Annotated in this window: 19 protein-coding genes, 1 tRNA gene and 1 riboswitch; of the genes, 12 read left to right on the top strand and 8 right to left on the bottom strand. The window is 73.6% G+C overall.

The genetic code is table 11. The features are described 5' to 3' along the window. Window positions 1–34: 34 nt before the first annotated feature. Genes RF644_RS11160 through RF644_RS11150 form a run of 3 tightly spaced genes read right to left on the bottom strand, consistent with a single transcriptional unit; the run spans window position 35 to window position 4,092 of the window. Window positions 35–1,711, bottom strand: a complete 1,677-nt coding sequence (locus tag RF644_RS11160) for a DNA repair helicase XPB (protein WP_368796581.1) — start codon at window positions 1,709–1,711, stop codon at window positions 35–37. Beyond that, entirely contained in the window at window positions 1,699–3,837 is a 2,139-nt protein-coding gene (locus RF644_RS11155; protein WP_368796580.1) for a helicase-associated domain-containing protein, read from the bottom strand. The genes RF644_RS11160 and RF644_RS11155 overlap by 13 nt, the downstream gene beginning before the upstream one ends. Before the next feature lie 3 nt (window positions 3,838–3,840). Then, window positions 3,841–4,092 carry a hypothetical protein gene (locus RF644_RS11150; RefSeq protein WP_368796579.1) on the bottom strand — a complete coding sequence of 84 codons (252 nt, stop codon included), beginning with the start codon at window positions 4,090–4,092 and terminating at the stop codon, window positions 3,841–3,843. A gap of 154 nt (window positions 4,093–4,246) precedes the next feature. Between RF644_RS11150 and RF644_RS11145 the strand changes: the two genes are divergently transcribed. The 3 genes from RF644_RS11145 (at window position 4,247) to RF644_RS11135 (ending at window position 6,543) form a co-directional block, all read left to right on the top strand. Continuing rightward, window positions 4,247–4,630 (top strand): cold-shock protein, encoded by a 384-nt coding sequence (locus tag RF644_RS11145; RefSeq protein WP_017832742.1) that lies wholly within the window; start codon window positions 4,247–4,249, stop codon window positions 4,628–4,630. An 81-nt stretch (window positions 4,631–4,711) separates the two neighbouring features. Further along, a complete protein-coding gene (locus tag RF644_RS11140) occupies window positions 4,712–5,269 on the top strand; it encodes a DUF3027 domain-containing protein (RefSeq protein WP_368796577.1) in 558 nt (185 codons plus the stop codon). A gap of 53 nt (window positions 5,270–5,322) precedes the next feature. Further along, a complete protein-coding gene (locus tag RF644_RS11135; RefSeq protein ID WP_368796576.1) occupies window positions 5,323–6,543 on the top strand; it encodes an MFS transporter in 1,221 nt (406 codons plus the stop codon). Here the strand turns inward: RF644_RS11135 and serC are convergent. Then, the gene (gene serC, locus RF644_RS11130) at window positions 6,540–7,679 is read right to left on the bottom strand and encodes a phosphoserine transaminase (RefSeq protein WP_368796575.1); all 1,140 of its coding nucleotides are present in this window, start codon (window positions 7,677–7,679) and stop codon (window positions 6,540–6,542) included. The two genes, RF644_RS11135 and serC, sit on opposite strands and share 4 nt — an antisense overlap. A gap of 234 nt (window positions 7,680–7,913) precedes the next feature. Here serC and RF644_RS11125 point away from each other — a divergent pair, with 234 nt between their 5' ends. The 4 genes from RF644_RS11125 (at window position 7,914) to RF644_RS11110 (ending at window position 11,361) form a co-directional block, all read left to right on the top strand. Further along, window positions 7,914–8,600, top strand: coding sequence for a metal-dependent transcriptional regulator (locus tag RF644_RS11125; RefSeq protein ID WP_017832738.1), 687 nt, complete (start codon window positions 7,914–7,916; stop codon window positions 8,598–8,600). A 318-nt stretch (window positions 8,601–8,918) separates the two neighbouring features. Further along, a riboswitch (cyclic di-AMP (ydaO/yuaA leader) is annotated at window positions 8,919–9,108 on the top strand. 5 nt (window positions 9,109–9,113) lie between these two features. Further along, window positions 9,114–9,779 (top strand): C40 family peptidase, encoded by a 666-nt coding sequence (locus tag RF644_RS11120; protein ID WP_035926910.1) that lies wholly within the window; start codon window positions 9,114–9,116, stop codon window positions 9,777–9,779. A 281-nt stretch (window positions 9,780–10,060) separates the two neighbouring features. Then, on the top strand, window positions 10,061–10,963 hold the full coding sequence (locus RF644_RS11115; protein WP_368796573.1) for an NlpC/P60 family protein: 903 nt from the start codon (window positions 10,061–10,063) through the stop codon (window positions 10,961–10,963). 131 nt (window positions 10,964–11,094) lie between these two features. Beyond that, a complete protein-coding gene (locus RF644_RS11110) occupies window positions 11,095–11,361 on the top strand; it encodes a hypothetical protein (RefSeq protein WP_368796572.1) in 267 nt (88 codons plus the stop codon). Here the strand turns inward: RF644_RS11110 and RF644_RS11105 are convergent. After that, window positions 11,279–12,670: a DUF4031 domain-containing protein gene (locus RF644_RS11105; protein WP_368796570.1), complete on the bottom strand. Its 1,392-nt coding sequence runs from the start codon at window positions 12,668–12,670 to the stop codon at window positions 11,279–11,281. The two genes, RF644_RS11110 and RF644_RS11105, sit on opposite strands and share 83 nt — an antisense overlap. Before the next feature lie 62 nt (window positions 12,671–12,732). Between RF644_RS11105 and RF644_RS11100 the strand changes: the two genes are divergently transcribed. Continuing rightward, window positions 12,733–12,805: transfer RNA gene (locus tag RF644_RS11100), tRNA-Arg, on the top strand. Between the two features lie 95 nt (window positions 12,806–12,900). Here RF644_RS11100 and RF644_RS11095 read toward each other — a convergent pair. After that, window positions 12,901–13,575, bottom strand: coding sequence for a hypothetical protein (locus RF644_RS11095; RefSeq protein ID WP_368796569.1), 675 nt, complete (start codon window positions 13,573–13,575; stop codon window positions 12,901–12,903). 149 nt (window positions 13,576–13,724) lie between these two features. On the opposite strand from RF644_RS11095, the gene RF644_RS11090 reads away from it, so the two are divergent. Next, window positions 13,725–14,453, top strand: coding sequence for an integrase (locus RF644_RS11090; RefSeq protein WP_368796567.1), 729 nt, complete (start codon window positions 13,725–13,727; stop codon window positions 14,451–14,453). A gap of 55 nt (window positions 14,454–14,508) precedes the next feature. After that, window positions 14,509–16,962 (top strand): DNA helicase PcrA, encoded by a 2,454-nt coding sequence (gene pcrA, locus RF644_RS11085; RefSeq protein WP_368796565.1) that lies wholly within the window; start codon window positions 14,509–14,511, stop codon window positions 16,960–16,962. A 185-nt stretch (window positions 16,963–17,147) separates the two neighbouring features. On the opposite strand, the gene RF644_RS11080 is transcribed toward pcrA, so the two are convergent. Beyond that, window positions 17,148–18,596, bottom strand: a complete 1,449-nt coding sequence (locus RF644_RS11080; protein WP_368796564.1) for a sugar porter family MFS transporter — start codon at window positions 18,594–18,596, stop codon at window positions 17,148–17,150. A gap of 234 nt (window positions 18,597–18,830) precedes the next feature. Next, window positions 18,831–19,580, bottom strand: coding sequence for a hypothetical protein (locus tag RF644_RS11075; RefSeq protein ID WP_368796562.1), 750 nt, complete (start codon window positions 19,578–19,580; stop codon window positions 18,831–18,833). Window positions 19,581–19,842: 262 nt separating this feature from the next. Here RF644_RS11075 and sucC point away from each other — a divergent pair, with 262 nt between their 5' ends. Beyond that, on the top strand, window positions 19,843–21,012 hold the full coding sequence (gene sucC, locus RF644_RS11070; protein WP_017832728.1) for an ADP-forming succinate--CoA ligase subunit beta: 1,170 nt from the start codon (window positions 19,843–19,845) through the stop codon (window positions 21,010–21,012). Between the two features lie 39 nt (window positions 21,013–21,051). Beyond that, the gene (sucD, locus tag RF644_RS11065; RefSeq protein ID WP_031282624.1) at window positions 21,052–21,969 is read left to right on the top strand and encodes a succinate--CoA ligase subunit alpha; all 918 of its coding nucleotides are present in this window, start codon (window positions 21,052–21,054) and stop codon (window positions 21,967–21,969) included. The last annotated feature ends 76 nt before the right edge of the window (window positions 21,970–22,045 follow it).

The following is a 22,045-nucleotide window of genomic DNA, read 5'->3' as shown; positions in this document are numbered from 1 at the left end:
TCTCGGAACACCCTGAACGCCGGCTGAACGGCGCTCACCGGTCCTCGGGGAGTTCCCCGGGGGCCTCGACGGCGGCGGCGTCCACGATCCGGTAGGCGTAGCCCTGCTCCGCGAGGAAGCGGCGGCGCCGGGCCGCGTAGTCGGCGTCCACGGTGTCGCGGGCCACCACGGTGTAGAAGGTCGCCGGGCGGCCGTCGTGCTTGGGCCGCAGCAGCCGGCCCAGGCGCTGCGCCTCCTCCTGGCGCGAGCCGAAGGCCCCCGAGACCTGCACCGCGACCGAGGCCTCCGGCAGGTCCACCGAGAAGTTCGCGACCTTGGAGACCACGAGCACCGGCAGCTCCCCGGCCCGGAACGCGGCGAAGAGCTTCTCCCGCCGGGCCGTGCCCGTGCTGCCGTTGAGCACCGGGGCGTCCAGCAGCGCGCCCAGCTCGTCGAGCTGGTCCAGGAACTGACCGATCACGAGCACCGGCTCCCCGCGGTGGCGCGCCACGAGCCGGGCCACGACGTCGAGCTTGTGCGCGGAGGACGAGGCGAGGCGGTGCCGGTCGGCGTCCTCCGCGGAGGCGTAGGCCATCCGGTCCGCGAGGGGAAGCTCCACCCGGACCTCGACGCAGTCGGCGGGGGCGATGTGGCCCTGAGCCTCGATCTCCCGCCACGGCGCGTCGTAGCGCTTCGGGCCGATGAGGGAGAACACCTCGCCCTCGCGGTGGTCCTCGCGCACCAGGGTGGCCGTCAGGCCCAGCCGGCGCCGCGCCTGCAGCTCGGCGGTCATCCGGAACACGGGGGCGGGCAGCAGGTGCACCTCGTCGTAGACGATCAGCCCCCAGTCGTGCCCGTCGAGCAGCTCGAGGTGCGGGTGGATCCCGCCGCGGCGCGCCGTCAGCACCTGGTAGGTGGCGATCGTCACCGGGCGGACCTCCTTGACGGCCCCGGAGTACTCGCCGATCTCGTCCTCCGTCAGGGTGGTCCGGCGCAGCAGCTCGGCCTTCCACTGCCGCGCCGAGACCGTGCTCGTGACCAGGACGAGCGTCGTCGTCGAGCTCGCGGCCATCACCCCGGCGCCCACCAGCGTCTTGCCGGCGCCGCACGGCAGGACGACGACGCCGCTGCCGCCCGCCCAGAAGTTCTCCACCGCGTGGCGCTGGTAGGGGCGCAGGGCCCAGGCCTCGCCCGTCACGGGGTCCGTCTCCGTCAGGGCGACGGGGTGGGGCGTGCCGTCCACGTAGCCGGCCCGGTCCTCCGCCGGCCACCCCACGGTGAGCAGCAGCTGCTTGAGCTGGCCGCGGGCGCTCGCGTGCACCACCGTGGTGGCGCCGTCGATGCGGGGACCGAGCAGCGGGGCGATCTTCCGGTGCCGGGCGATCTCCTCCAGGACGGGGGCGTCGTGGCAGCGCAGCACGAGCCCGTGCACCGGGTCCTGCTCGAGCACCAGGCGGCCGTAGCGGGACATCGTCTCGTCGATGTCCAGGAGCAGGGCGTGGGGGACCGGGAAGCGGGAACGGGTGAGGAGGACGTCGAGCACCTGCTCGGCGTCCAGCCCGGCGGCCCGGGCGTTCCACAGGCCCAGCGGGGTGATGCGGTAGGTGCGCACGTGCTCCGGGGCGCGCTCGAGCTCCGCGAAGGCCGCGAGCTCCCGCCGGGCGTCGTCCGCGTCCTCGTGGTCGAGCTCGAGCAGCACGGTCCGGTCGCTCTGGACGATCAGGGGTCCCACGGGGCGGCTCCTCCGCTGTCGGTCGGGTCGTCGATCAGGTCCTCGGCCGGGTCCTCGGCCGGGTCGTCCGGCGGGCGCCGCGCGCGGTCCCGGCCGGTGAGCCGGTCCACCAGGTCCTCGATCTCCTCCGCGGAGGGGACGGGCAGGCGCGGGGCGGGCACCTCGAGCAGCAGGGTCGGGTCCGCGGCGGGGGCCTGCGGCGCTGGCTCCGCGGGGGCGACGTCGAGGGCCGGCTCCGTGCCGGTGGCCCGGACGGCCGCCGCGAGCTCCCGGAGCCCGCTCTCCCGGCCGGCGGGTCCCCGGCGCCGGGCGGGGGCCTCCTCCCCGGCGTCGACCACGAGCACGCCGGGGGCGGGCCGGCGCAGCCGCCGCCCAGCGAGGTCCGGGGAGCCGGCGAGCGCCTCCAGCAGCTCCTCCTCGCCGGTGAGCACCCAGTCCGCCCGGGTGATCCGGATCCGCCCGTGCCCCCGGCCGGCCTCCTCGACCAGGTAGGCCAGGGCCTGGGGCACCGGGCCCCGGCCGTGCTCCTCGAGCCAGGCCAGGATCGAGGGCGGGGTCCAGCCGGCGTCGAGCGCCCGGTGCAGGGAACGTTCGCTGAAGCGGTGCCGCGGGACCGGCCCGTGGCCCTCCGGCTCCGCCAGCCGGTCGAGGGCGCGCGCCACGTCCGGGGCGAGGTGGCCCGTGGCCGTCGCCGTGAGGTCGCTCTGCAGCAGCACCGTCCGCGAGGGCGCGGGCAGCCACCCGGCCACGGAGCGGACGGCGTCCTCGGGCCGGTCCTCCGCGAGCGCCCGGCCGGGCTCGGTGAGGGCGTCGGCGCCCACCAGGCCGAGCTCGGCGGCCTCCGTCAGCATCCCCTGGCCCCACCGGTCCAGGGTCCGGGCCAGCCGCGGGCGCCGCCAGCGGGCGAGCGCCAGCACGTCCTCGGGGTCGTGCCCCCCCGGCGCCCGCTCGGCGAGCTCGGCGTGGGCGGCCAGCAGCGCCCGGCGCACCACCGGGGCCTCCGGGGCGTGCGTGCCGCGGGTGAGGACCCCGACGACCGTGCCGTCCGCGAGGGGCAGGCCCACCGCGGAGGGGACGACGTCGGAGGCCAGCCACGACCGGACCACGTGCCGCCACTGGTCGGCGCGCTCGGCGTCCTCGAAGGGCGCCGGCGCGGGGCGCCAGGCCGAGGTGTCCGGGTCCAGCCGCACGAGCCCGGCCAGTTCGCCCAGACCGAGGAGCCGGACGAGCTCGGGGTGCTCGATCCCGAGGGCGGAGCGCAGCCGGCGCAGCTCGCGCACGCCGATCCCGCCCGCCCGCAGGGTGGTCAGCGGGCGGGCCCGCAGCTCGGCGCGCAGGGCCGCGGTCCGGCGCAGCAGCTGCTCGACCGCCGCCGCGGCGGCGTTGTCCCGCAGCCGGTCGGGCACCCGGAGGGCCGGCCCGACCGGCGGCTCCGGTGAGGTCGCGGCCCACGGGTCGGGCCCGCGCAGGAGCAGCCCGACCTCCCTCGGGAGCTCCACGTGGCGGAAGTCCACGGGGAGGAGGACGCCGTGGGCCAGGAGCCAGTCGACGGGCCGGGCACCGGCGTCGACGGCCGGGTCGACACGGCGCAGGGCGTCCGGCAGAGCGCCCACGGGACGGGAGCGGAACCGCTCGAGGACCTCCCGCGCGGGGGCGGGCCACTGCGCGAGGTCCTCGGCGGTGCGCGGCAGGGCCGCGGCCCCCGCCGCGTCCGGCGCCCCGCCGCGCAGCCGGGCGGCGAGGGCGGCGAGCACCGGCCGCGGACGGCCCAGGCCCGCCGGATAGCGGCCGAGGGCCTCCGCCAGGCCGGGCACGAGCCGGAGCGCGTCGTCGTCCCGGTGGACCAGGCCCAGACGGTGCAGCCGGTCCCAGGGCGGGCCGGCCAGCAGCCGCGCGGCGGGATCCTCCGGCGGGCCCAGCAGCACGGCGCGCTCCACGGCGTCCAGCTCGGGCCGGGAGAGGGCGTCGAGGGCCCGGCGCAGCCCCGCCCGGGACAGCAGGACCTCGGCGAGGTCCTCGAGGGACTCCGTGCCCGGGCGCGCGGCGTCGGGCCGGGCGGCGAGCAGCTCGCCCAGCTCGGCGGGGGAGCGGGACGCGAGATCCCGGAGCAGCCCGTCCGGGAGCACGGATCAGGCCCGGCGGCGGCGCAGCAGGGAGCGCACGAGGACCGCGCAGAACAGCAGGAAGGCCACCGGGAACGCGAACCACGGCACCACCGTGAGCCCGTCCCAGGGGTCCGCTCCGACGGCCGTGAGCACGAGCAGCAGGGCGAGGCACACGGCGCACACCAGGCCGAGCACCACCGCGGAGACGCCGAGGACGTCGATCCCGGGGCGTCGGGCGGTGCGGGGCGCGGGCACGCGGTCGTCGGAGACAGGCATGGCTCCAGGGTACCGAGCGCAACGGTGTGCCGCTGACCGCGCCCCGGCGGTCCCCGCCCCCGGAGCAGGGCTAGAATGGGAGGTTCCACAGGGTGGCTCGGCGGCAGGGACCGACGGGCCGCCCCTCCACGAACACGAGGACGAGGGAGACAGCGTGCCCACCGGCAAGGTCAAGTGGTTCGATGCGAAGAAGGGCTTCGGCTTCCTGGCGGCCGACGACGGCCAGGAAGTGTTCCTGCCCTCCTCGGCGCTGCCCTCCGGTGCCACCACGGTGAAGCCGGGCACGCGGATGGAGTTCGGGGTGGCCCAGGGCCGGCGCGGCGCGCAGGCGCTCTCCGTCCGGATCCTCGACCGGACCCCGTCGGTCGCGAAGAACGTCCGCAAGCCCGCCGACGAGATGGCGGTCATCACCGAGGACCTCATCAAGCTCCTGGACGAGATGTCCAACGGGCTGCACCGGGGCCGCTACCCGGACTCCGCGCACGGGAAGAAGATCGCCGCCATTCTGCGCACGGTGGCCGACAACCTGGACGTCTGAGGCCGCCGCGCCGTTGCCGTCCACCGATCCCGAGCAACCACCCGCCGGCCCCCGCCGGCACCCACCCGAGGGAGACCAGCAGTGACCGAGGAGACCGTCCAGGACGCGCCCGCCGAGGCCGTGCCGCCGGCGCCCGAGCAGGCGGCACCGGTGGCGGCGGCGCCCCGCCGTCGCCGGGCCCCGAAGCAGGACCCCCTGCTCGTGGCCGACGTCGCCACGGCTCGCGCCGGGGTGGAGCAGATCGCGGAGCCCTCGCAGATCGGCGCCGGTCACCGGGTGACGGTGGAGGAGGACCGGTTGGTCGTCCACCACTTCGAGTGCACCCTGCCCGGGTACCGGGGCTGGAACTGGTTCGCGAGCCTGGCCCGCGCCCCGCGCAGCAAGGCGGTGACGGTCTGCGAGGTCGGTCTGCTGCCGGGGGAGGACGCCCTGCTGGCGCCCGAGTGGGTCCCGTGGTCCGCCCGCGTCAGCGCCGAGGAGAAGGCCCAGGAGGAGCGGGACCGGGCCGAGGACGAGGCCGGGGAGACCGCGGCGGCCGGCGGGCCCGAGGGCTCCGGCGGCGCCCCCGACGGCGAGCCGGCGTCCGGTGACCGGGTCGAGGACAGGCCGGTCCCGCCGCAGGAGGGCGAGGAGCTCTGACCGTCCCGCCGGGGACCGCGAGGACGGACGAGGCCCCGGAGCCCGCGCGCGGGATGTTCCGGTCCTTCCGGTTCCGCAACTACCGGCTGTGGTTCCTGGGCGCGCTCGTGTCCAACATCGGCACGTGGATGCAGCGCACGGCCCAGTCGTGGCTGGTCTTCGACGAGCTCTCGGACCACGACGCCACCGCCATGGGCGTGGTGACGGCCCTGCAGTTCCTGCCCCAGCTCTTCCTCGCGCCCTGGGCCGGCGTGCTCGCGGACCGGCTCGACCGGCGGCGCCTGCTGCTGTGGACCCAGACGGCCATGGCGGTGCTGGCGGCCGGTCTGGGGGCGCTGGTCCTGGCCGACGCGGCCACCCTCTGGCACGTCTACGGCTTCGCCCTCGCCCTGGGCGTCGTCTCCACCCTCGACGCCCCCGTGCGCCAGACCTTCGTCTCGGAGATGGTCGACGAGGCCTACCTCTCCAACGCCGTGGCCCTGAACGCGACCTCGTTCAACGCCGCGCGGATGATCGGGCCCGCCGTGGCCGGCGTGCTCGTGGCCTCCATCGGCTCGGGCTGGGTGTTCCTCCTCAACACGCTGACCTTCGGCGCGATGCTCGCCGCCGTCCTGGCGATCCGCGCCGACGAGCTGCGCGGGATGCCGCGCTCCGGCCGGGGGCGGGGCCAGATCAGGGAGGGGCTGGCCTATGTGGCCGGCCGCCCCGACATCGTGGCGGTGCTGGTCACCATCTTCCTCATCGGCACCTTCGGGCTGAACTTCGCGGTCTTCCTGGCCGCCATGGCCGGACCCGAGTTCGGCCGGGGATCGGAGACCTTCGGGCTGCTCAACTCGGTGCTCGCGGTCGGCACGGTGGCCGGGGCCCTGCTCTCGGCCCGGCGCCGCAGCGCCCGGCTGCGCTACGTCTACGGGGGCAGCGCCGTCTTCGCCCTCAGCTGCCTGGGCGCGGCGACGGCGCCCACCCTGCCGCTGTTCGCGCTGTGGCTGGTCCCCTGCGGGCTGTCCTCCCTGACCATCATGACCACCGCCAACGCGTACGTGCAGTCCACCACCTCTCCGGTGATGCGCGGACGCGTCATGAGCCTCTACATGGCCATCTTCATGGGCGGCACCCCGATCGGGGCGCCGGTCGTCGGCTGGATCACCGACGCCCTCGGGGCGCGCTGGGGCATGGGGGTCGCCGTGGCGGCGGGACTCGGCGGGGCCCTGGTGGGCTTCGTCGTCTGGCTGCGGCTGCGCGCGGAGCGCTCCGCGCCCGAGAACTCCGGCTAGCGCCCGGCTCCTCCGCGGAGCTGCTCGACGACGTGGTCCACGCAGGCCAGCAGCCGGGCGACGTCGTCGGGCTCGATGGAGACGAACGTGGCGATCCGCAGCTGGTTGCGCCCCAGCTTGCGGTAGGGCTCGACGTCGACCACGCCGTGGGCGCGCAGGACCGCCGCGACGGCGGCCGCGTCCACGGCGGCGTCGAAGTCCACGGTGGTGATCACGGTGGAGCGGTCCTCGGGGCGGGCCACGAACGGGGACGCGAAGGACGAGGCCTCGGCCCACCCGTAGACCAGGTCCGAGGAGGCCTTCGTGCGGGCCGCGGCCCAGGTCATGCCGCCCTGGTCGTTGAGCCAGCGGACCTGCTCGTCGAGCATCACCAGCGTGGCCAGGGCCGGGGTGTTGTAGGTCTGGTTCTTCCGGGAGTTCTCCAGCGCCGTGGTCAGCTGCAGGAAGTCGGGGATCCACCGCCCGGAGGCGCCGATCCGCTCGATCCGCTCGATCGCCGCGGGGGAGAACGCGCCCAGCCACAGTCCGCCGTCCGAGCCGAAGTTCTTCTGCGGGGAGAAGTAGTAGACGTCCGCCGCGGCCACCTCCGCGGCCATCCCCCCGGCGGCCGAGGTCGCGTCCACCAGCACCAGCGCGTCGTCCGCGATCCCGGAGGGCCGGTGCACGGGCGCGGCGACACCGGTGGAGGTCTCGTTCTGGGGCCACGCGTAGACGTCCACGCCCTCCTCCGCCCGGGCCTCCGGGCGGGTGCCGGGGGCGGACTCCACGATCGAGGAGGCCTCCAGGAACGGGGCGCCGTCGGTGGCCTGGGCGAACTTCGCGCCGAACTCCCCGAACACCAGGTGCTGGGCCCTGCGCTCGACCAGCCCGAACGCGGCGGCGTCCCAGAACGCGGTGGCCCCGCCCAGGCCCAGGAACACCTCGTGGCCGGAGGGCAGGCCGAGGAACTGCGCGAGGCCCTCCCGCACCGAGCCCACGAGCTCCTGCACCGGCGCCTGGCGGTGGGAGGTGCCGAGCAGGCCGGCCCCGGCGCGCGACACGGCCTCGACCTGTGCCGGGCGGATCTTGGAGGGGCCGGCGCCGAAGCGGCCGTCGGCGGGCAGCAGGTGCTGGGGGATGGTGACGTGTGCGGGCAACGGGCGCTCCCTCGTGGGTGACGTGCGGCGGGTGGTGCGCGACGGGCACGGCCGCCGCGGAGGCCGCTCGCGCCGTTCGCGACTCGGCCCATTCTGCCCCACCCGCGGACGGCGGGCCCCGCGGGCGCCTCCTCCCTCCGGGCGGCCGGAGGGCGCGCGCACTAAGCTCGTGCGGGAAGACCGGACCGGGCGGGATCCCCGGGCCGGGACGGCCGGACGAAGGATGACTGAGGCATGAGCGACCTGATCGACACCACGGAGATGTACCTGCGGACCGTCCTCGAGCTCGAGGAGGAGGGGATCACGCCGATGCGGGCGCGGATCGTCGAGCGCCTCGACCACTCCGGGCCCACGGTCTCGCAGACGGTGTCGAGGATGGAGCGGGACGGGCTGCTGACGGTGGGCCAGGACCGGTCGCTGCTGCTCACCCCTGCCGGCCGTGAGCGTGCGGTGCAGGTGATGCGCAAGCACCGGCTGGCGGAGCGGCTGCTCGCCGACGTCATCGGCCTGGACCTCGCCCAGGTGCACGACGAGGCGTGCCGGTGGGAGCACGTGATGAGCGAGCAGGTCGAGCGGCGGCTCGTGGACCTGCTGCACAGCCCCCGGTACTCGCCGTACGGGACGCCGATCCCCGGTCTGGCCGCCCTCGGGGTCGAGGAGAGCCCCGCAGCGGCGCACCCCTCCCTGCTCGACGCCGCCCGCCACGACCCGGACGGGTCGCACACCGTGGCGCTGCTGCCGGAGGTGGTCCAGGCGGACGCGGACCTCCTGGGCGTGCTGAGCGACGTGGGAGTGCTCACCGGGGCGGAGGTCACGGCCCGGGTGGACGGTCAGATCGTGCGCATCGAGGTGGCGGCCACGGGGCGGTCCGCGGAGATCGACCTGCGCACCGCCGCGGCCATCCGCGTCCTCGCTCCCTGAGGCGCCGCCGCCTCCCGGAGCCGGGCGGCGAACGGTTCGTCCCGGGTGTGGGGACGTTCACAAGCCACTTTCGGCCAGTCCGGCCCGGGCCGGACCCCGGAGGCGCGGCTTCCCTGGTGACAGGCGGATTGTCAGGGCGCTCGAAGGCACTGCACAGCTCGTCACAGGTGCGAATTGATTTTCCCACGCGTCTCAATGGCATGGCATTGAAACCTGAGGCGTTGTCCGGCTGTTATCTGTCGTGATCAAAACGTGACACTTCCGTAATCTGTCATGTACTGTTCAACGCGTGCCGATCACTGGTCGGATCGGCGCCCTCGGAGCACATCGCCGAATTCTGCCGGTGCCCGAGGCCTCTACACAGAAACTGCTTGGCAGAAGCGGGGGAACCATTTTCGGTCCCGGTGATCCGGGTCCTTGGGGTTAAGTCGTCAGAGCGCGTGCGTTCTGCGGCCGGGTGTCTCCCACCCGAATCCGACAGCTCACCTCGTAGGCAAAGGGAGGAACTCAACCATGTCGCTTTTCACGCTGAACGCTGCCCGCCACCGTGCCGAGACCACCTCGCACGTCGTGCGCAACACCACCATCGCCGCCGCCGCCGGCGCCGCGATGATCGGCTCCGTCGCCCCGGCCCAGGCCTTCGCCCAGGCCCCCGTCGAGACTGGCGCGGCCTACTCGGCCCCGGCCTCCGCCTCGCTGGCCGAGTACTCCTCGTACACCTACCAGGCCCCGGTCGCCGCGCAGCCCGCCGCTCCCGCCTACGAGGCCCCGGCCCCGGCCCCGCAGCAGACCGCCGCCACCTCGAGCGTCACCCCGCAGTCCACCGCCACCACCGAGATCGCCCCGGCCGCCGGCGGCGTCGTGGGCACCGCGATGTCCGCGCAGGGTGCGGGCTACGTCTACGGCGGCACCGCCTACGGCGCCTGGGACTGCTCCGGCTTCACCCAGTGGGTCTTCGCCCAGAACGGCATCGACCTGCCCCGGACCACCTGGTCCCAGTTCGCGGCGGGCACCCCCACCGCCAACCCGCAGCCCGGTGACCTCGTCTCGCAGAACGGCGGCGCCCACGTGGGCATCTACATCGGCGGCGGCAAGATGATCTCCGCCCTCAACCCGACCCAGGGCACCCAGGTCCACTCCGTCAACGCCATGCAGCTGGACGGCTACTACACCTTCTGATCCGGTCCGCCGCCCGCGACGACCCCGCTCGTCGCGGGCGGCACCCGATCACCCCCCCCCCCCCCACCCCGCACGCCGAGAACCGCTCTCCCGGTTCCCGGCGGTGCCTGCTGTCCGACCGGACGGCGCCCCCCTCCTCCGCTCGCCCGGCCGTCGTTCCCGATCCCGGAACGCACTCCTGCCGGACACCGGTCCACCCCGCGCACTGCCCGGGGTGATCCGTGCTGTCTCCCGCGCCCTCCGGCAGGCCCGGCTCCGAAAGAAAGTCGTCTGAACTCCTCATGACCCGTGATCTGACCTCCTCGAACGGCATTGGCTCGCTCTTCTCCGGCAAGGCCCGCACCGTGGCCGCCGTGGCCGCCTTCTCCGGGCTGGCCCTCGCCACCACCGTCTCCGTGCAGGCCGTTCCGGCCCAGGACGCCTCCGCCGACGCCCCGCTGTCCGCCGTGGCCGCGGCCACCCCCGCCGCGGCGCCCACGGTGTCCCTCGAGCCCGTCGCCCACGTGCAGAAGGCCGAGTCCGACCGGAAGACCGAGAAGAAGGCCGAGAAGAAGACCGAGAAGAAGACCGAGAAGAAGACCGAGAAGGTCGAGAAGGAGAAGGTCGAGACCGCGGTCGTCGCGGCTCCCGCCGTGGCCGCTCCGGCGCCGAAGGCCGCCGCCGCGCCAGCTCCGGTCGCCGCTCCGAAGCCGGCCGTGCAGGCGGCTCCGGCCCCGAAGGCCGCTCCGGTCGCCGCTCCGCAGCCGGCCGTGCAGGCGGCTCCGGCCCCGAAGCCCGCCGCCGCGCCCGCCCCGAAGCCGGCCGTGCAGGCCGCTCCGGCCGCCCAGCGCACCGTCGCCCCGCAGAGCTCGGCCTCCGGCAAGGGCGCGACCATCTCCTCCGCCGCCATGGGCCAGCTCGGCGTGGGCCAGGACTGCACCGCGCTCGTCACCAACGCGCTGCGCGCCGCCGGCATCAACCACCACGGCTGGCCGGCCTCCTACCTGAGCCTCGGCACGCAGGTCTCCGCCGGCCAGGCCCAGCCCGGCGACCTCGTCTACTACGCCGACGGCGGCATGGGCGCGGCCCACATCGCGGTCTACATCGGTGGCGGCAAGGCCGTCCACGGCGGCTGGAACGGTGGGACCACCGCGATCTCCGGCGTCAACGTGGGCTCCGGCCCCGTCTTCGTCCGCGTGCGCTGACCGCACGCGAGAGCACCGCTTCGGGTGCGCGGTTCCTGGTCGGCCAGACGGGAACCGCGCACCCGCTGTCGTCCCGGCGCCCACCGCGCCGGCCACCACGGCGCCCCGCCGGCGGCCGATAGACTGGGCCCATGTCCACCGACTTCAGCCGCAACGCCCGCACGAGCCTCGATCGCGAGTACGCCTACATGGCCTACGGCATGATCGGCGGCGCGGTGCCCGGCATCGTGGCCGGCTTCGTCGTCGCCGCGTTCGTGGGGCACGCCGCGATGTGGCTCTCGGTCTTCGGCGGCATCGGGATCGTGCTCGGCCTGATCACCGGGATCCTGCTCCACCGGAGGCGGCACGCTGCGACCGTGACCGAGGACCCTCGGGAGCGCGGCGCAGCGCCGGAATGACGTGCTCCCGCAGCAGCGGGGCCAGGTCCGCGGGCAGCGCTCCGGCGGAGTCCTCGTCGACGGGCTGCCACCGCAGCTCCTCGATCTCCGCGAGCGGCACCGGCCGCCCCGTGAGAGGCGCTGTGAACACCGTGCACCGCACCCACGTGCCCGCCTCGTTCGCGGCCGGCGCCACGAACACCCCGAGCAGGCGCAGCTGGGCGGCGTCCAGCCGCAGCCCCACCTCCTCCGCCGTCTCCCGCACAGCGGCGGCCGCCGGGGACTCTCCCGGGTCGAGCTTGCCGCCCACCAGCATGAAGCGCTCCGTGCCCCGCTTGCGCACCGTCAGCAGCGCCCCGTCGTCGTCCCGCAGGCACACGGCGGTGATGACCAGCACCTCGGCGTCCGCCGGGGGAGCGTCCGGGGACTCCTCGGCGGCCACGCGCAGCCGGTCGATCTCCTCGTCGAGGTTGCGGGCCGCCGCCGGACCCCACCGGCGCTGGGCCGCGGCGGTCCGGAACAGCGGCTGCCGGCCCCGGAGGTCCTCCAGCACCTCCAGCCGGGCCCGCGCGAACACCGGGCCGGGCACGTGCGCGTACTCCTTCCGCACGCCCGCCGTGTAGGCGGCGTACCCGTCCGGGTCCGCGCCGAGCACGGAGAGGTCGGCGTCCAGGAGCACCCGTCCGGCGGCGTCCCCGTCCGGGACCCGGTGCCCGAGGGTGAGCAGGACGAGCCGCTCGACCTCCGCCACGAGCGGCTCGGCGAAACCGGCGGCGCCCAGCCGGGTGCGGGCCAGCTCCGCCGACTCCCGCTCGTCCGCCCCGGGGCGGCCCCGGTAGACGGCGTCGTGGAACCAGGCGGCGAGGACCAGGGCGGAGGACCGGTCGGGATCGAGGTCGACGCCGGGCCGCAGCAGGTCGACGGCCTCGAGCACCGCCAGCAGGTGAGCGGGACCGTGGTAGTGCCGGTGCGGCTCGCTCCACCGGTCCACGAGCTCCTCGCCCAGCGCCGGGTGCGCCGGGAAGCGGGCGGCCCACCGCCGCAGCAGGACCCGGGCGATCCGGTCCGGGCGCGCCCGCGCCGGGACGCGCAGCCCGCTGCGCACGAGCAAGCGCGTGAGCTGCCGCCCGTCGACCGGCACCGCGCCCGCGGCCACCGCCCGCCGGTACAGGCTCTCCGGCACGTCGTAGTGGTCCCGGTCGAAGGCACGCCGGGCCACGCCCAGCCGGTCCGCGAAGTCGTGCAGCTCCTCGTAGGACGTGTCGGAGACCAGGTGCGAGAAGTGCGTCCCGTGGGCGGGCCAGAGCGGCGGATCGATGTAGACGGGCATGCGACCGATCCTAACGGGGCCGGTTAGCAGGGGTCCGGGGGACCCCCTAGACTGTTCGCGTCGCCCTCGTAGCTCAGGGGATAGAGCACGGCTCTCCTAAAGCCGGTGTCGTTGGTTCGAATCCAATCGGGGGCACGCACGGACGCCCCGGACCACACGGTCCGGGGCGTCCTGCTGTCCGGAACGGAACCGGCGGGGCCGGGCGGCCTCCACTCGGTCGGGAGCCGGGCTCACCCCCGCGGCCCGGAGCGCGGGTCCTGCCGCGGGGCGCCGGCGGTCCTCGACCGGCGCCGCAGGGCCTCCACGGCCACGGCCCCGGTCACGGCGAGCAGCAGCACGAGCAGCACCCAGCGGGCGATCACCAGCACGGACGCCGTGGTCACGGCGGCGCCGTCCCCGGGGTCCGCGAGAGCGGCGTCGATGGCCGCGTTGCCGGCCAGGGACACGGCCGCGAAGCCGAGCACCACCGCCGAGCGCAGCCACCGCCGGGCGCGGGACTGCGTGTTGACCGCCACGAACAGCAGCCACGCCAGCCCCACCAACAGCGGCGCCAGCAGCCCGGAGGAGCCGTGCACCGCCTCGTACTGGGCGAGCCCCTCCTCGCCCAGCGCCGCGGCGAGCCGCTGGGCGTGCGCCTGGTCGAAACCGCCCGGCATCCACTCGGGCAGGGTCAGCCCGCCGGCCGCGGCGGCGCCGAACCGGGGGAGGACCCCGGCGTGCACCCAGAGCCACAGGAGCGCCGAGACGGACATGGCCACGCCCACCACCAGGCCCGAGCTCGACCTCGTGGGCTCGGGGCGGAGCTCACCGGGAGCCGCCTCGTGCAGGCGGGTGCCACGGGCCGGTCCCGGGGGTGCCGCGGTGCCGCCGTGCTTGCGTGCCTTCTGTGCGCGTGTCAGTCCCATGCCCCCATTATCCGGCGCGCGCCCGCCGCCCAACGCCGGGACCGCGGGGTAGGCTGGGGCCACCCGCACCGGCCCTGACGGGCCGCACGGGGGGCGGACCGGCCGACGACGACCGGGCGCTCGACGAGGACGACACGGAGGTGCCGGTCATGGAACTGTCCATCGGACTCCCGGACGGCCTGCTCATGCGGCTGACCGAGGGCAACGTGCTGACGCTGTTCGAGAAGGACCACGAGACGGTGCGCCGCACGGTGGACTGCTCCGTCCTCGGCGGCGCCCCCATCGCGGACATGGTGTGGTCGCACAAGCTCTCGGCCGTGATCGTGGCGGTGCCCTCCCTGCACCGGCTCTTCCGCTGGGACCCGTACACCGACGTGCTGTACGAGTTCGCGGGCACGGGCGAGTCCGGGCGGCGGGACGGGAAGGCGGCGCAGGCCAAGTTCGCCGCGACCGTCTCCATCACCGAGGACGGCAACGGCACGCTGTGGCTCATCGACCGGGACTCCTCGTCCCTGCGCTGCATCGAGATCGACACCGACAAGCCCGACGGCGCCCCGCAGGTCTGCACCGTGGTCGGCCGTGCGGGCGCGGGGTTCGCGGACGGGTCCGCGGACGTGGCCCAGCTGGACCACCCCGAGGACCTGCAGATCCTCTACGACGGCTCCATCGTGATCGCCGACACCGGCAACGACGCCATCCGGCACCTCGACCCGGCCAGCCGGGAGCTCGACACCGTCTACGGCGGAGGGACCGAGGGCTCCGTCGAGTTCGACGACGAGATCGAGCTGAAGCGGCCCGTCCGGGTCACGGTCGCCGACTCGGAGCTGTGGGTCGAGGACGACAACGGCCGGCACCGGCTCGAACTGCACTTCGTCTGAGGGCCGTCCCCCGGCCGGCCCGGCTGTCGCCGGGCCTCGGTAGACTGGGTCCACGATGGACTACCTCTTCGACAACCCGCTCCTGCCCTCCGCCTCCGTGGCCCGCCCCGGCACCGACACCCGCCCGCGGCGGGGCACCGTCTCCGCCGACGCCCTGGTGGAGGGGCTCAACGACCCGCAGCGGGCCGCCGTGGAGCACTCCGGCTCACCGCTGCTGATCGTCGCCGGCGCCGGCTCCGGCAAGACCCGGGTGCTGACCCACCGGATCGCGCACCTGCTGGCCACCGGGCGCGCCCACCAGGGCGAGATCCTGGCGATCACGTTCACGAACAAGGCCGCCGCCGAGATGCGCGAGCGCGTGGTGGAGCTGGTGGGGGACTCCGCGAGGTCGATGTCGATCTCCACCTTCCACTCCTTCTGCGTGCGCGTGCTGCGGCGGGAGGCCGCCAGCGTGGGCCTGAAGTCGACCTTCTCCATCTACGACTCCGCCGACTCCCTGCGGCTGCTCACCCTCGTGGCCAAGCAGCACGACCTCGACCCCAAGCGCTTCGCGCCCAAGAGCATCCAGCACCGGATCTCCGCGCTGAAGAACGAGCTCGTCGACGACGAGACGTACCTGTCCCGGGTCTCCGAGACCGACCCCTTCGAGAGCGCCGTGGCCCAGGTCTACCGCGGCTACACGGAGCGGCTGCGCGCGGCCAACGCCATGGACTTCGATGACCTCATCGCCCAGACCGTGCACATGCTCCGGGCGTTCCCGCAGGTCGCCGAGTACTACCGGCGGCGGTACCGGCACGTGCTCATCGACGAGTACCAGGACACCAACCACGCCCAGTACGCGCTGGTCCGGGAGCTCGTCGGGACCGGGCCGGGGGCGAGCCCCGTGCCGCCCGCCGAGCTGACCGTCGTGGGGGACTCGGACCAGTCGATCTACGCGTTCCGCGGGGCCGACATCCGCAACATCGTCGACTTCGAGCAGGACTACCCCCAGGCCCGCACCATCCTGCTGGAGCAGAACTACCGGTCCACCCAGAACATCCTCACCGCGGCCAACGCGGTGATCGCCAAGAACAAGGGCCGCCGGGACAAGCGGCTGTGGACGGCCTCCGGCAGCGGCGAGAAGATCACCGGCTACGCCGCCGAGAACGAGCACGAGGAGGCCCGCTTCATCGCCGAGGAGATCGACCGTCTCCAGGACGAGGACGGGTACCGCCCCGGCGACGTCGCCGTGTTCTACCGCACCAACGCGCAGTCCCGCTCCCTCGAGGAGATCCTCATGCGCGTGGGCCTGCCCTACAAGGTGGTGGGCGGCACCCGCTTCTACGAGCGCAAGGAGATCAAGGACGCCCTGTCCTACCTGCGCGCGATCGTGAACCCGGACGACGACATCAACGTCCGCCGGATCGTCAACGAGCCCAAGCGCGGCATCGGCGACCGTGCGGAGGGCGCCGCCGCGGCCCTTGCCGAGCGCGAGCGGGTCTCCTTCATGGCCGCGCTGCGCCGCGCCGACGAGGCACCCGGCATGGCCACCCGCTCCCTGAACGCGGTCAAGGCCTTCGTCCAGCTCATGGACGACCTCGCCTCGGTCGCCGAGGGCTCGGGGGCCGCCACGGTCCTCGAGGCCGTCCTGGAGCAGTCCGGATACCTCGCCGCGCTGCGCCAGTCGCAGGACCCCCAGGACGAGTCCCGGGTCGAGAACCTCGCGGAGCTCGTGGCCGTGGTCCGCGAGTTCGAGCGGGACCACCCCGACGCCGGGCTGCCCGAGTTCCTCGAGCACGTCTCCCTCGTGGCCGACGCCGACCAGATCCCGAACCGGCCCGCCGCCGGCACCGAGGGCGGACCGAGCGCCGAGCAGATCGCGGCGGAGGTCGCCGAGGCCCGCGCCCAGGGCGTGGTCACGCTCATGACCCTGCACACCGCCAAGGGCCTCGAGTTCCCCGTGGTCTTCCTGACCGGCATGGAGCACGGGCTGTTCCCGCACCAGCGCTCCCTCACGGACGAGAAGGAGATGGAGGAGGAGCGGCGGCTCGCCTACGTGGGGCTCACCCGGGCCCGCGAGCGCCTTTACCTCACCCGCTCCGAGTTCCGCTCCATGTGGGGTCAGTCCCAGTACAACCCGGCCAGCCCGTTCCTCGACGAGATCCCGGCGGAGCTCCTCGACTGGAAGCGCGAGGGGTCCTCGGCCCCGGCGTCGTGGGGCTCCTCGCTGCACGGCGGCGGTTCCGGGCAGCGGGACCCGATGCGGGGCTCCTACTGGGGCGCCGCCGCGGCGTCGAACGCGGCCTTCGAGCGGATGGCGCCGTCCCGGGCCACCACGGCCGGACGGGTCCAGCCCAACAAGGAGATCCCCAGCCTCTCGGTCGGCGACACCGTGGACCACACGGCGTTCGGGAAGGGCACCGTGGTGTCCCTCGAGGGCGCCGGCGACAAGACCGTGGCGAAGGTGCGGTTCGGGGCCGACGAGAAGCGGCTGCTGCTGCGCTACGCGCCGCTGACGAAGGTCGGCTGAGCCGCCCCGGTTCCGCCCGCCCCCGCGGTGGTCGTACCGGTGGCTCTCGTCCCCCGGTCCCGTGCCGGAGCCGGGGCGGGACGTGCGGAGAGCCTCCGGCCGGACGTGGTCCCTGACCACGCTCCGGCCGGAGGCTCTCCGCACGTCAGGGCGTCCCCGCCGCTGACCTCTCCGGCTGCCCGACCCTAGGAGGACTTCGCCTTCACCGTGTAGATCGCGCCGGTCGAGACGTCCTCCTCGAGGGCCTCGAGGGTGCGTCCCCGGGTCTCCGGGACCTGGGTGTAGACGAAGAGCAGCGCCAGCACGCCGACCCCGGCGAAGAGGAAGAACGTCCCGGTGATGCCGACCGCTGCGACCAGGGAGGGGAAGTAGAGCGAGAGGACGCCGTTGGCGACCCACAGCGCGAAGATGGACACGCCGATCCCGAAGCCGCGCATGTGCAGGGGGAACACCTCTGAGAGGTACACCCACACGGCGACGTTGAGGAACGTCTGCATGGAGCCGACGAAGGCCACCACGAGGGCCAGGATCACCCAGGGCCGCAGCGGGTTGCCCTCCTCCAGCGTCATCGCGGAGATCCCGATCAGCAGGTGGCAGGTGGTGGTGAGGGTGAGGCCGATCATGAAGGTCTTGCGCCGGTCGAGCCGGTCCATCATGTACAGCGCGATGAAGCCGCCGACCACGGCGATCACGCCGGGGGCGATGTTGGCGATCAGGGCCGCGTTCGCGCTGAAGCCCGACTCGATCAGCACGATCTGCCCGTAGTACATGATCGAGTTGATGCCGGTGAGCTGCTGGGCGATGCCCAGGCCGATGCCGACGAGCATGATGCGGACCAGGTGCTTGTTGGTCAGGATCGCGCCCAGCCCGATCTGGTTCTCGGCGCGCTCCTCCTCGGTGATGTGCTCGACCTCGCCGAGCTCGGCGATCGCCCGGTCCTCGGAGCGCACCGTCTTGAGCACCTCGAGGGCCTCCTCGTGCCGGCCCTTCTCGACGAGCCAGCGCGGGGACTCCGGCATCCGGAGCATCCCGATGAACAGCGCCACGGCCGGCAGCGCGGAGATCGCGAACATGATCCGCCAGACCCCGGTGACGTCGCTGAAGACGTTGCCGATGATCGCGTTGATCACGAACGCCGAGAGCTGGCCGATCACGATGGCCACCTCGTTGCGTCCGGCGATCGAGCCGCGGATCTCGTAGGGGGCCAGCTCCGCGAGGAAGACGGGCACCACGCCCGAGGCGCCGCCGACGGCCAGGCCCAGGCAGATGCGCCCCACCACGAGGATCTCGTAGCTCGGGGTGAAGACGACGATCATCGTGCCGACGAAGAACAGGACGGCCAGCAGGAGGATGGTCTTGCGGCGTCCCCAGGCGTCCGAGAGGCGGCCGCCGGACAGTGCGCCGACGGCGGCGGCGAAGACGAGCGAGCTGGTGACCACGCCCTCGGTGAACGGGGTGAGGCCGAGCTCCTCCGACATCGGTCGGAGCGCGCCGTTGATCACACCGGTGTCGTAGCCGAAGAGCAGGCCGCCGAAGCAGGCGACGACGGAGATGAGACCGAGGCGCTTGCGATGCGGCCCGGACGTGAGGGGAGGCAGCGTGGCTGCTGCTTCCCGGGGTGAGGAGGTGGCCATCGGGAGTTCCTTTGCTCGGGCGCAACCGGTGCGCTCTGCACGGTGCTGACGGGTCGGACGGGTCACTCCGTGCGTGACGCACGTCTCAGTGGTCCTGATGTCATTATGTTAGGACATATGGTCGGGCCGGGGAACCCCAACGGACAGATTCTTGTGATCGCCGCAACATTTCTCCGCCGGATCCGGGCCCCGAGCCGGAGAAACGCACGGCGACAGGAGCCCCGGACGGCGCCGCTAGACGAACAGCAGCACCGCCACGGCCGCGGGGGCCGCCCAGCGCAGCGACCTGCCGGTGAGGTTGTGCACCACGCCCAGCAGCGTGCAGCAGACCACGGCAGTGGCGACGGAGGCCCAGCCGCCCAGGACCAGCCCGGGCAGGGCGAGCAGGAGCCCGAGGACGAGCCCGCCCACCGGGGCGGCCCGTGTCCAGGGGGCCGGCCGGCGCAGCTCCACGGCCCGCTGCACGCACGTCAGGACCAGCGCGAGGAGCAGGGCCCGCCCCACGTGGTAGGCGGCGAAGCCCACCATGCCGAGCCACGCGCCCGCGCCGTACTCCGCGTAGAGGTCCAGGTAGAGCTGGATCGGCTGCACGCGCCACTCGCCCACGAGGAAGACGGGCAGGATCACCCCGAGCAGGACGGCCAGCACGAAGACGACCAGGGCCGTGGTGGTCCGCCGGTGGTCGACCGCGGACGAGGGGGCGGGGCCCGAGGGCGCAGGGACCGCGGGGTCCGCCGCCCGGTGGCGCAGCCACGCCACGAGGCCCCGCTGGATCCCGAGCCACGCCGCGCCGAGGGTCAGCCAGGTGACGACCTGCCAGCCCAGCGGGTAGACGTCGGGGATCCCGCCGGTGAAGGTGAGCACCGTGCCGTCGACCACGGCCTCCAGCCCGAGGGCCACGAACGCGAAGGTCGCGATCGAGACGAGGAAGCCGGCATCGGCGGGGGCGAACGCCCGGTTCTCGGGGGAGTCGACAGAGCTCATGGGGCCAGTCAATCAAGAATCGCCGGGCCGCACGCGCGCGTCCCCGGTTGTGGCCGCAGTTTCAGCATGCACTACAGTCTCGTACAGGGAGTGCACCGGTACGTCCCGCGCCCGGAACGGCTCCGCGGAACGGCCCGGACGCGTCCTGCCGGCCCCGGCCGGGAGGATGCGGAGTGCTCCGTTCACCACCAGGTCGGAGGACGACCCGCACACTGCCCGGGTCGCCGCCGCCCACGACTTCGACGAAGAAGGGCATTCACCCGTGGACCTGTTCGAATACCAGGCACGCGACCTGTTCGAGAAGCACGGCGTCCCCGTGCTCCAGGGCATCGTCGCGACCACCCCCGAAGAAGCAAGGGCCGCAGCCGAGAAGATCGGCGGGGTCACCGTCGTGAAGGCGCAGGTCAAGGTCGGAGGCCGCGGCAAGGCCGGCGGCGTCAAGGTCGCCAAGACCGCCGACGAGGCCTACGAGTACGCCCAGCAGATCCTCGGCATGGACATCAAGGGCCACACCGTTCACCGCGTCATGATCGCCCAGGGCGCGGACATCGCCGAGGAGTACTACTTCTCGATCCTGCTGGACCGCGCCAACCGCTCCTACCTGGCCATGTGCTCCGTCGAGGGCGGCGTGGAGATCGAGCAGCTCGCCGTCGAGCGGCCCGAGGCCCTCGCCCGCGTCGAGGTCGTCCCGACCGAGGGCATCACCGAGGCCAAGGCCCAGGAGATCGTCCGCGAGGCGAAGTTCGACGACGAGACCGCCGCGAAGGTGGTCCCCGTGCTCGTGAAGCTGTGGGACGTCTTCAAGAAGGAGGACGCCACGCTCGTCGAGGTCAACCCGCTGGTGAAGACCGGCGACGGGCAGGTCATCGCCCTCGACGGCAAGGTCACCCTCGACGAGAACGCGGAGTTCCGCCAGCCGGAGCACGCCTCCCTCGCCGACAAGTCCAGCGCCGACCCCCTGGAGGAGAAGGCCAAGGAGCACGACCTCAACTACGTCAAGCTCGACGGCGAGGTCGGCATCATCGGCAACGGCGCGGGCCTGGTGATGTCCACCCTGGACGTCGTCGCCTACGCCGGCGAGAAGCACGGCAACGTCAAGCCGGCCAACTTCCTGGACATCGGCGGCGGGGCCTCGGCCGAGGTCATGGCCGCCGGCCTGGACGTGATCCTCAACGACCCGCAGGTGAAGTCCGTGTTCGTCAACGTCTTCGGCGGCATCACCGCGTGCGACGCCGTGGCCAACGGCATCGTGAAGGCCCTCGAGATCCTCGGGGACGAGGAGGACAAGCCGCTCGTGGTCCGCCTGGACGGCAACAACGTCGAGGAGGGCCGGCGCATCCTGGCCGGCGCCAACCACCCGCTCGTCACCCTCGCCGAGACCATGGACGAGGGCGCGGACAAGGCCGCCGAGCTCGCCCACGCCGCCAACTGATCCGCCGACCGGACGAACACTTCTAAGGAACGAACAGCAATGTCAATCTTTTTGAACAAGGACTCCAAGGTCATCGTTCAGGGCATCACCGGCGGCGAGGGCACCAAGCACACCGGCCGCATGCTCGCGGCGGGGACGCAGGTCATGGGCGGCGTCAACGCCCGCAAGGCCGGCACCACCGTGGCCCACCAGGACAAGGACGGCAACAGCGTCGAGCTGCCGGTCTTCGGCACCGTCGCCGAGGCCGTCGAGAAGACCGGCGCGGACGTGTCGATCGTCTTCGTGCCGCCGGCCTTCACGAAGGACGCCGTGATCGAGGCCATCGACGCATCGGTCCCGCTGGTGGTCGTCATCACCGAGGGCATCCCGGTGCAGGACTCCGCCGAGTTCTGGGCGTACGCGAAGTCGAGGACCGGTGCGGACGGCAAGCAGACCACCCGCATCATCGGCCCGAACTGCCCCGGCATCATCACCCCGGGCGAGTCGCTCGTCGGCATCACCCCGGCGAACATCACCGGCAAGGGCAAGATCGGCCTGGTCTCCAAGTCCGGCACCCTGACCTACCAGATGATGTACGAGCTGCGCGACATCGGCTTCACCACCGCCATCGGCATCGGCGGTGACCCGGTCATCGGCACCACCCACATCGACGCCCTCGAGGCGTTCGAGGCGGACCCCGAGACCGAGGCCATCGTGATGATCGGCGAGATCGGCGGCGACGCCGAGGAGCGCGCCGCGGACTTCATCAAGGCGAACGTCTCCAAGCCGGTCGTCGGCTACGTCGCCGGCTTCACCGCTCCCGAGGGCAAGACCATGGGCCACGCCGGCGCCATCGTCTCCGGCTCCTCGGGCACGGCGCAGGCCAAGAAGGAGGCCCTCGAGGCCGCGGGCGTGAAGGTCGGCAAGACCCCGTCCGAGACCGCCCAGCTGATGCGGGAGATCTTCGAGACGAAGTGACCCGGCGGGCTCCGGCCCGTCGACCCAGCACCCGGGAAAGGCCCCGTCCACGAACACCGTGGGCGGGGCTTTTCCC

This window comes from Kocuria sp. CPCC 205258 (assembly GCF_040981005.1).
GTDB classification, from domain to species: Bacteria; Actinomycetota; Actinomycetes; order Actinomycetales; family Micrococcaceae; genus Kocuria; species Kocuria rosea.
The sequence above is the reverse complement of the archived record's forward strand: the minus strand, read 5'-3'. Positions and strand labels throughout refer to the sequence as shown.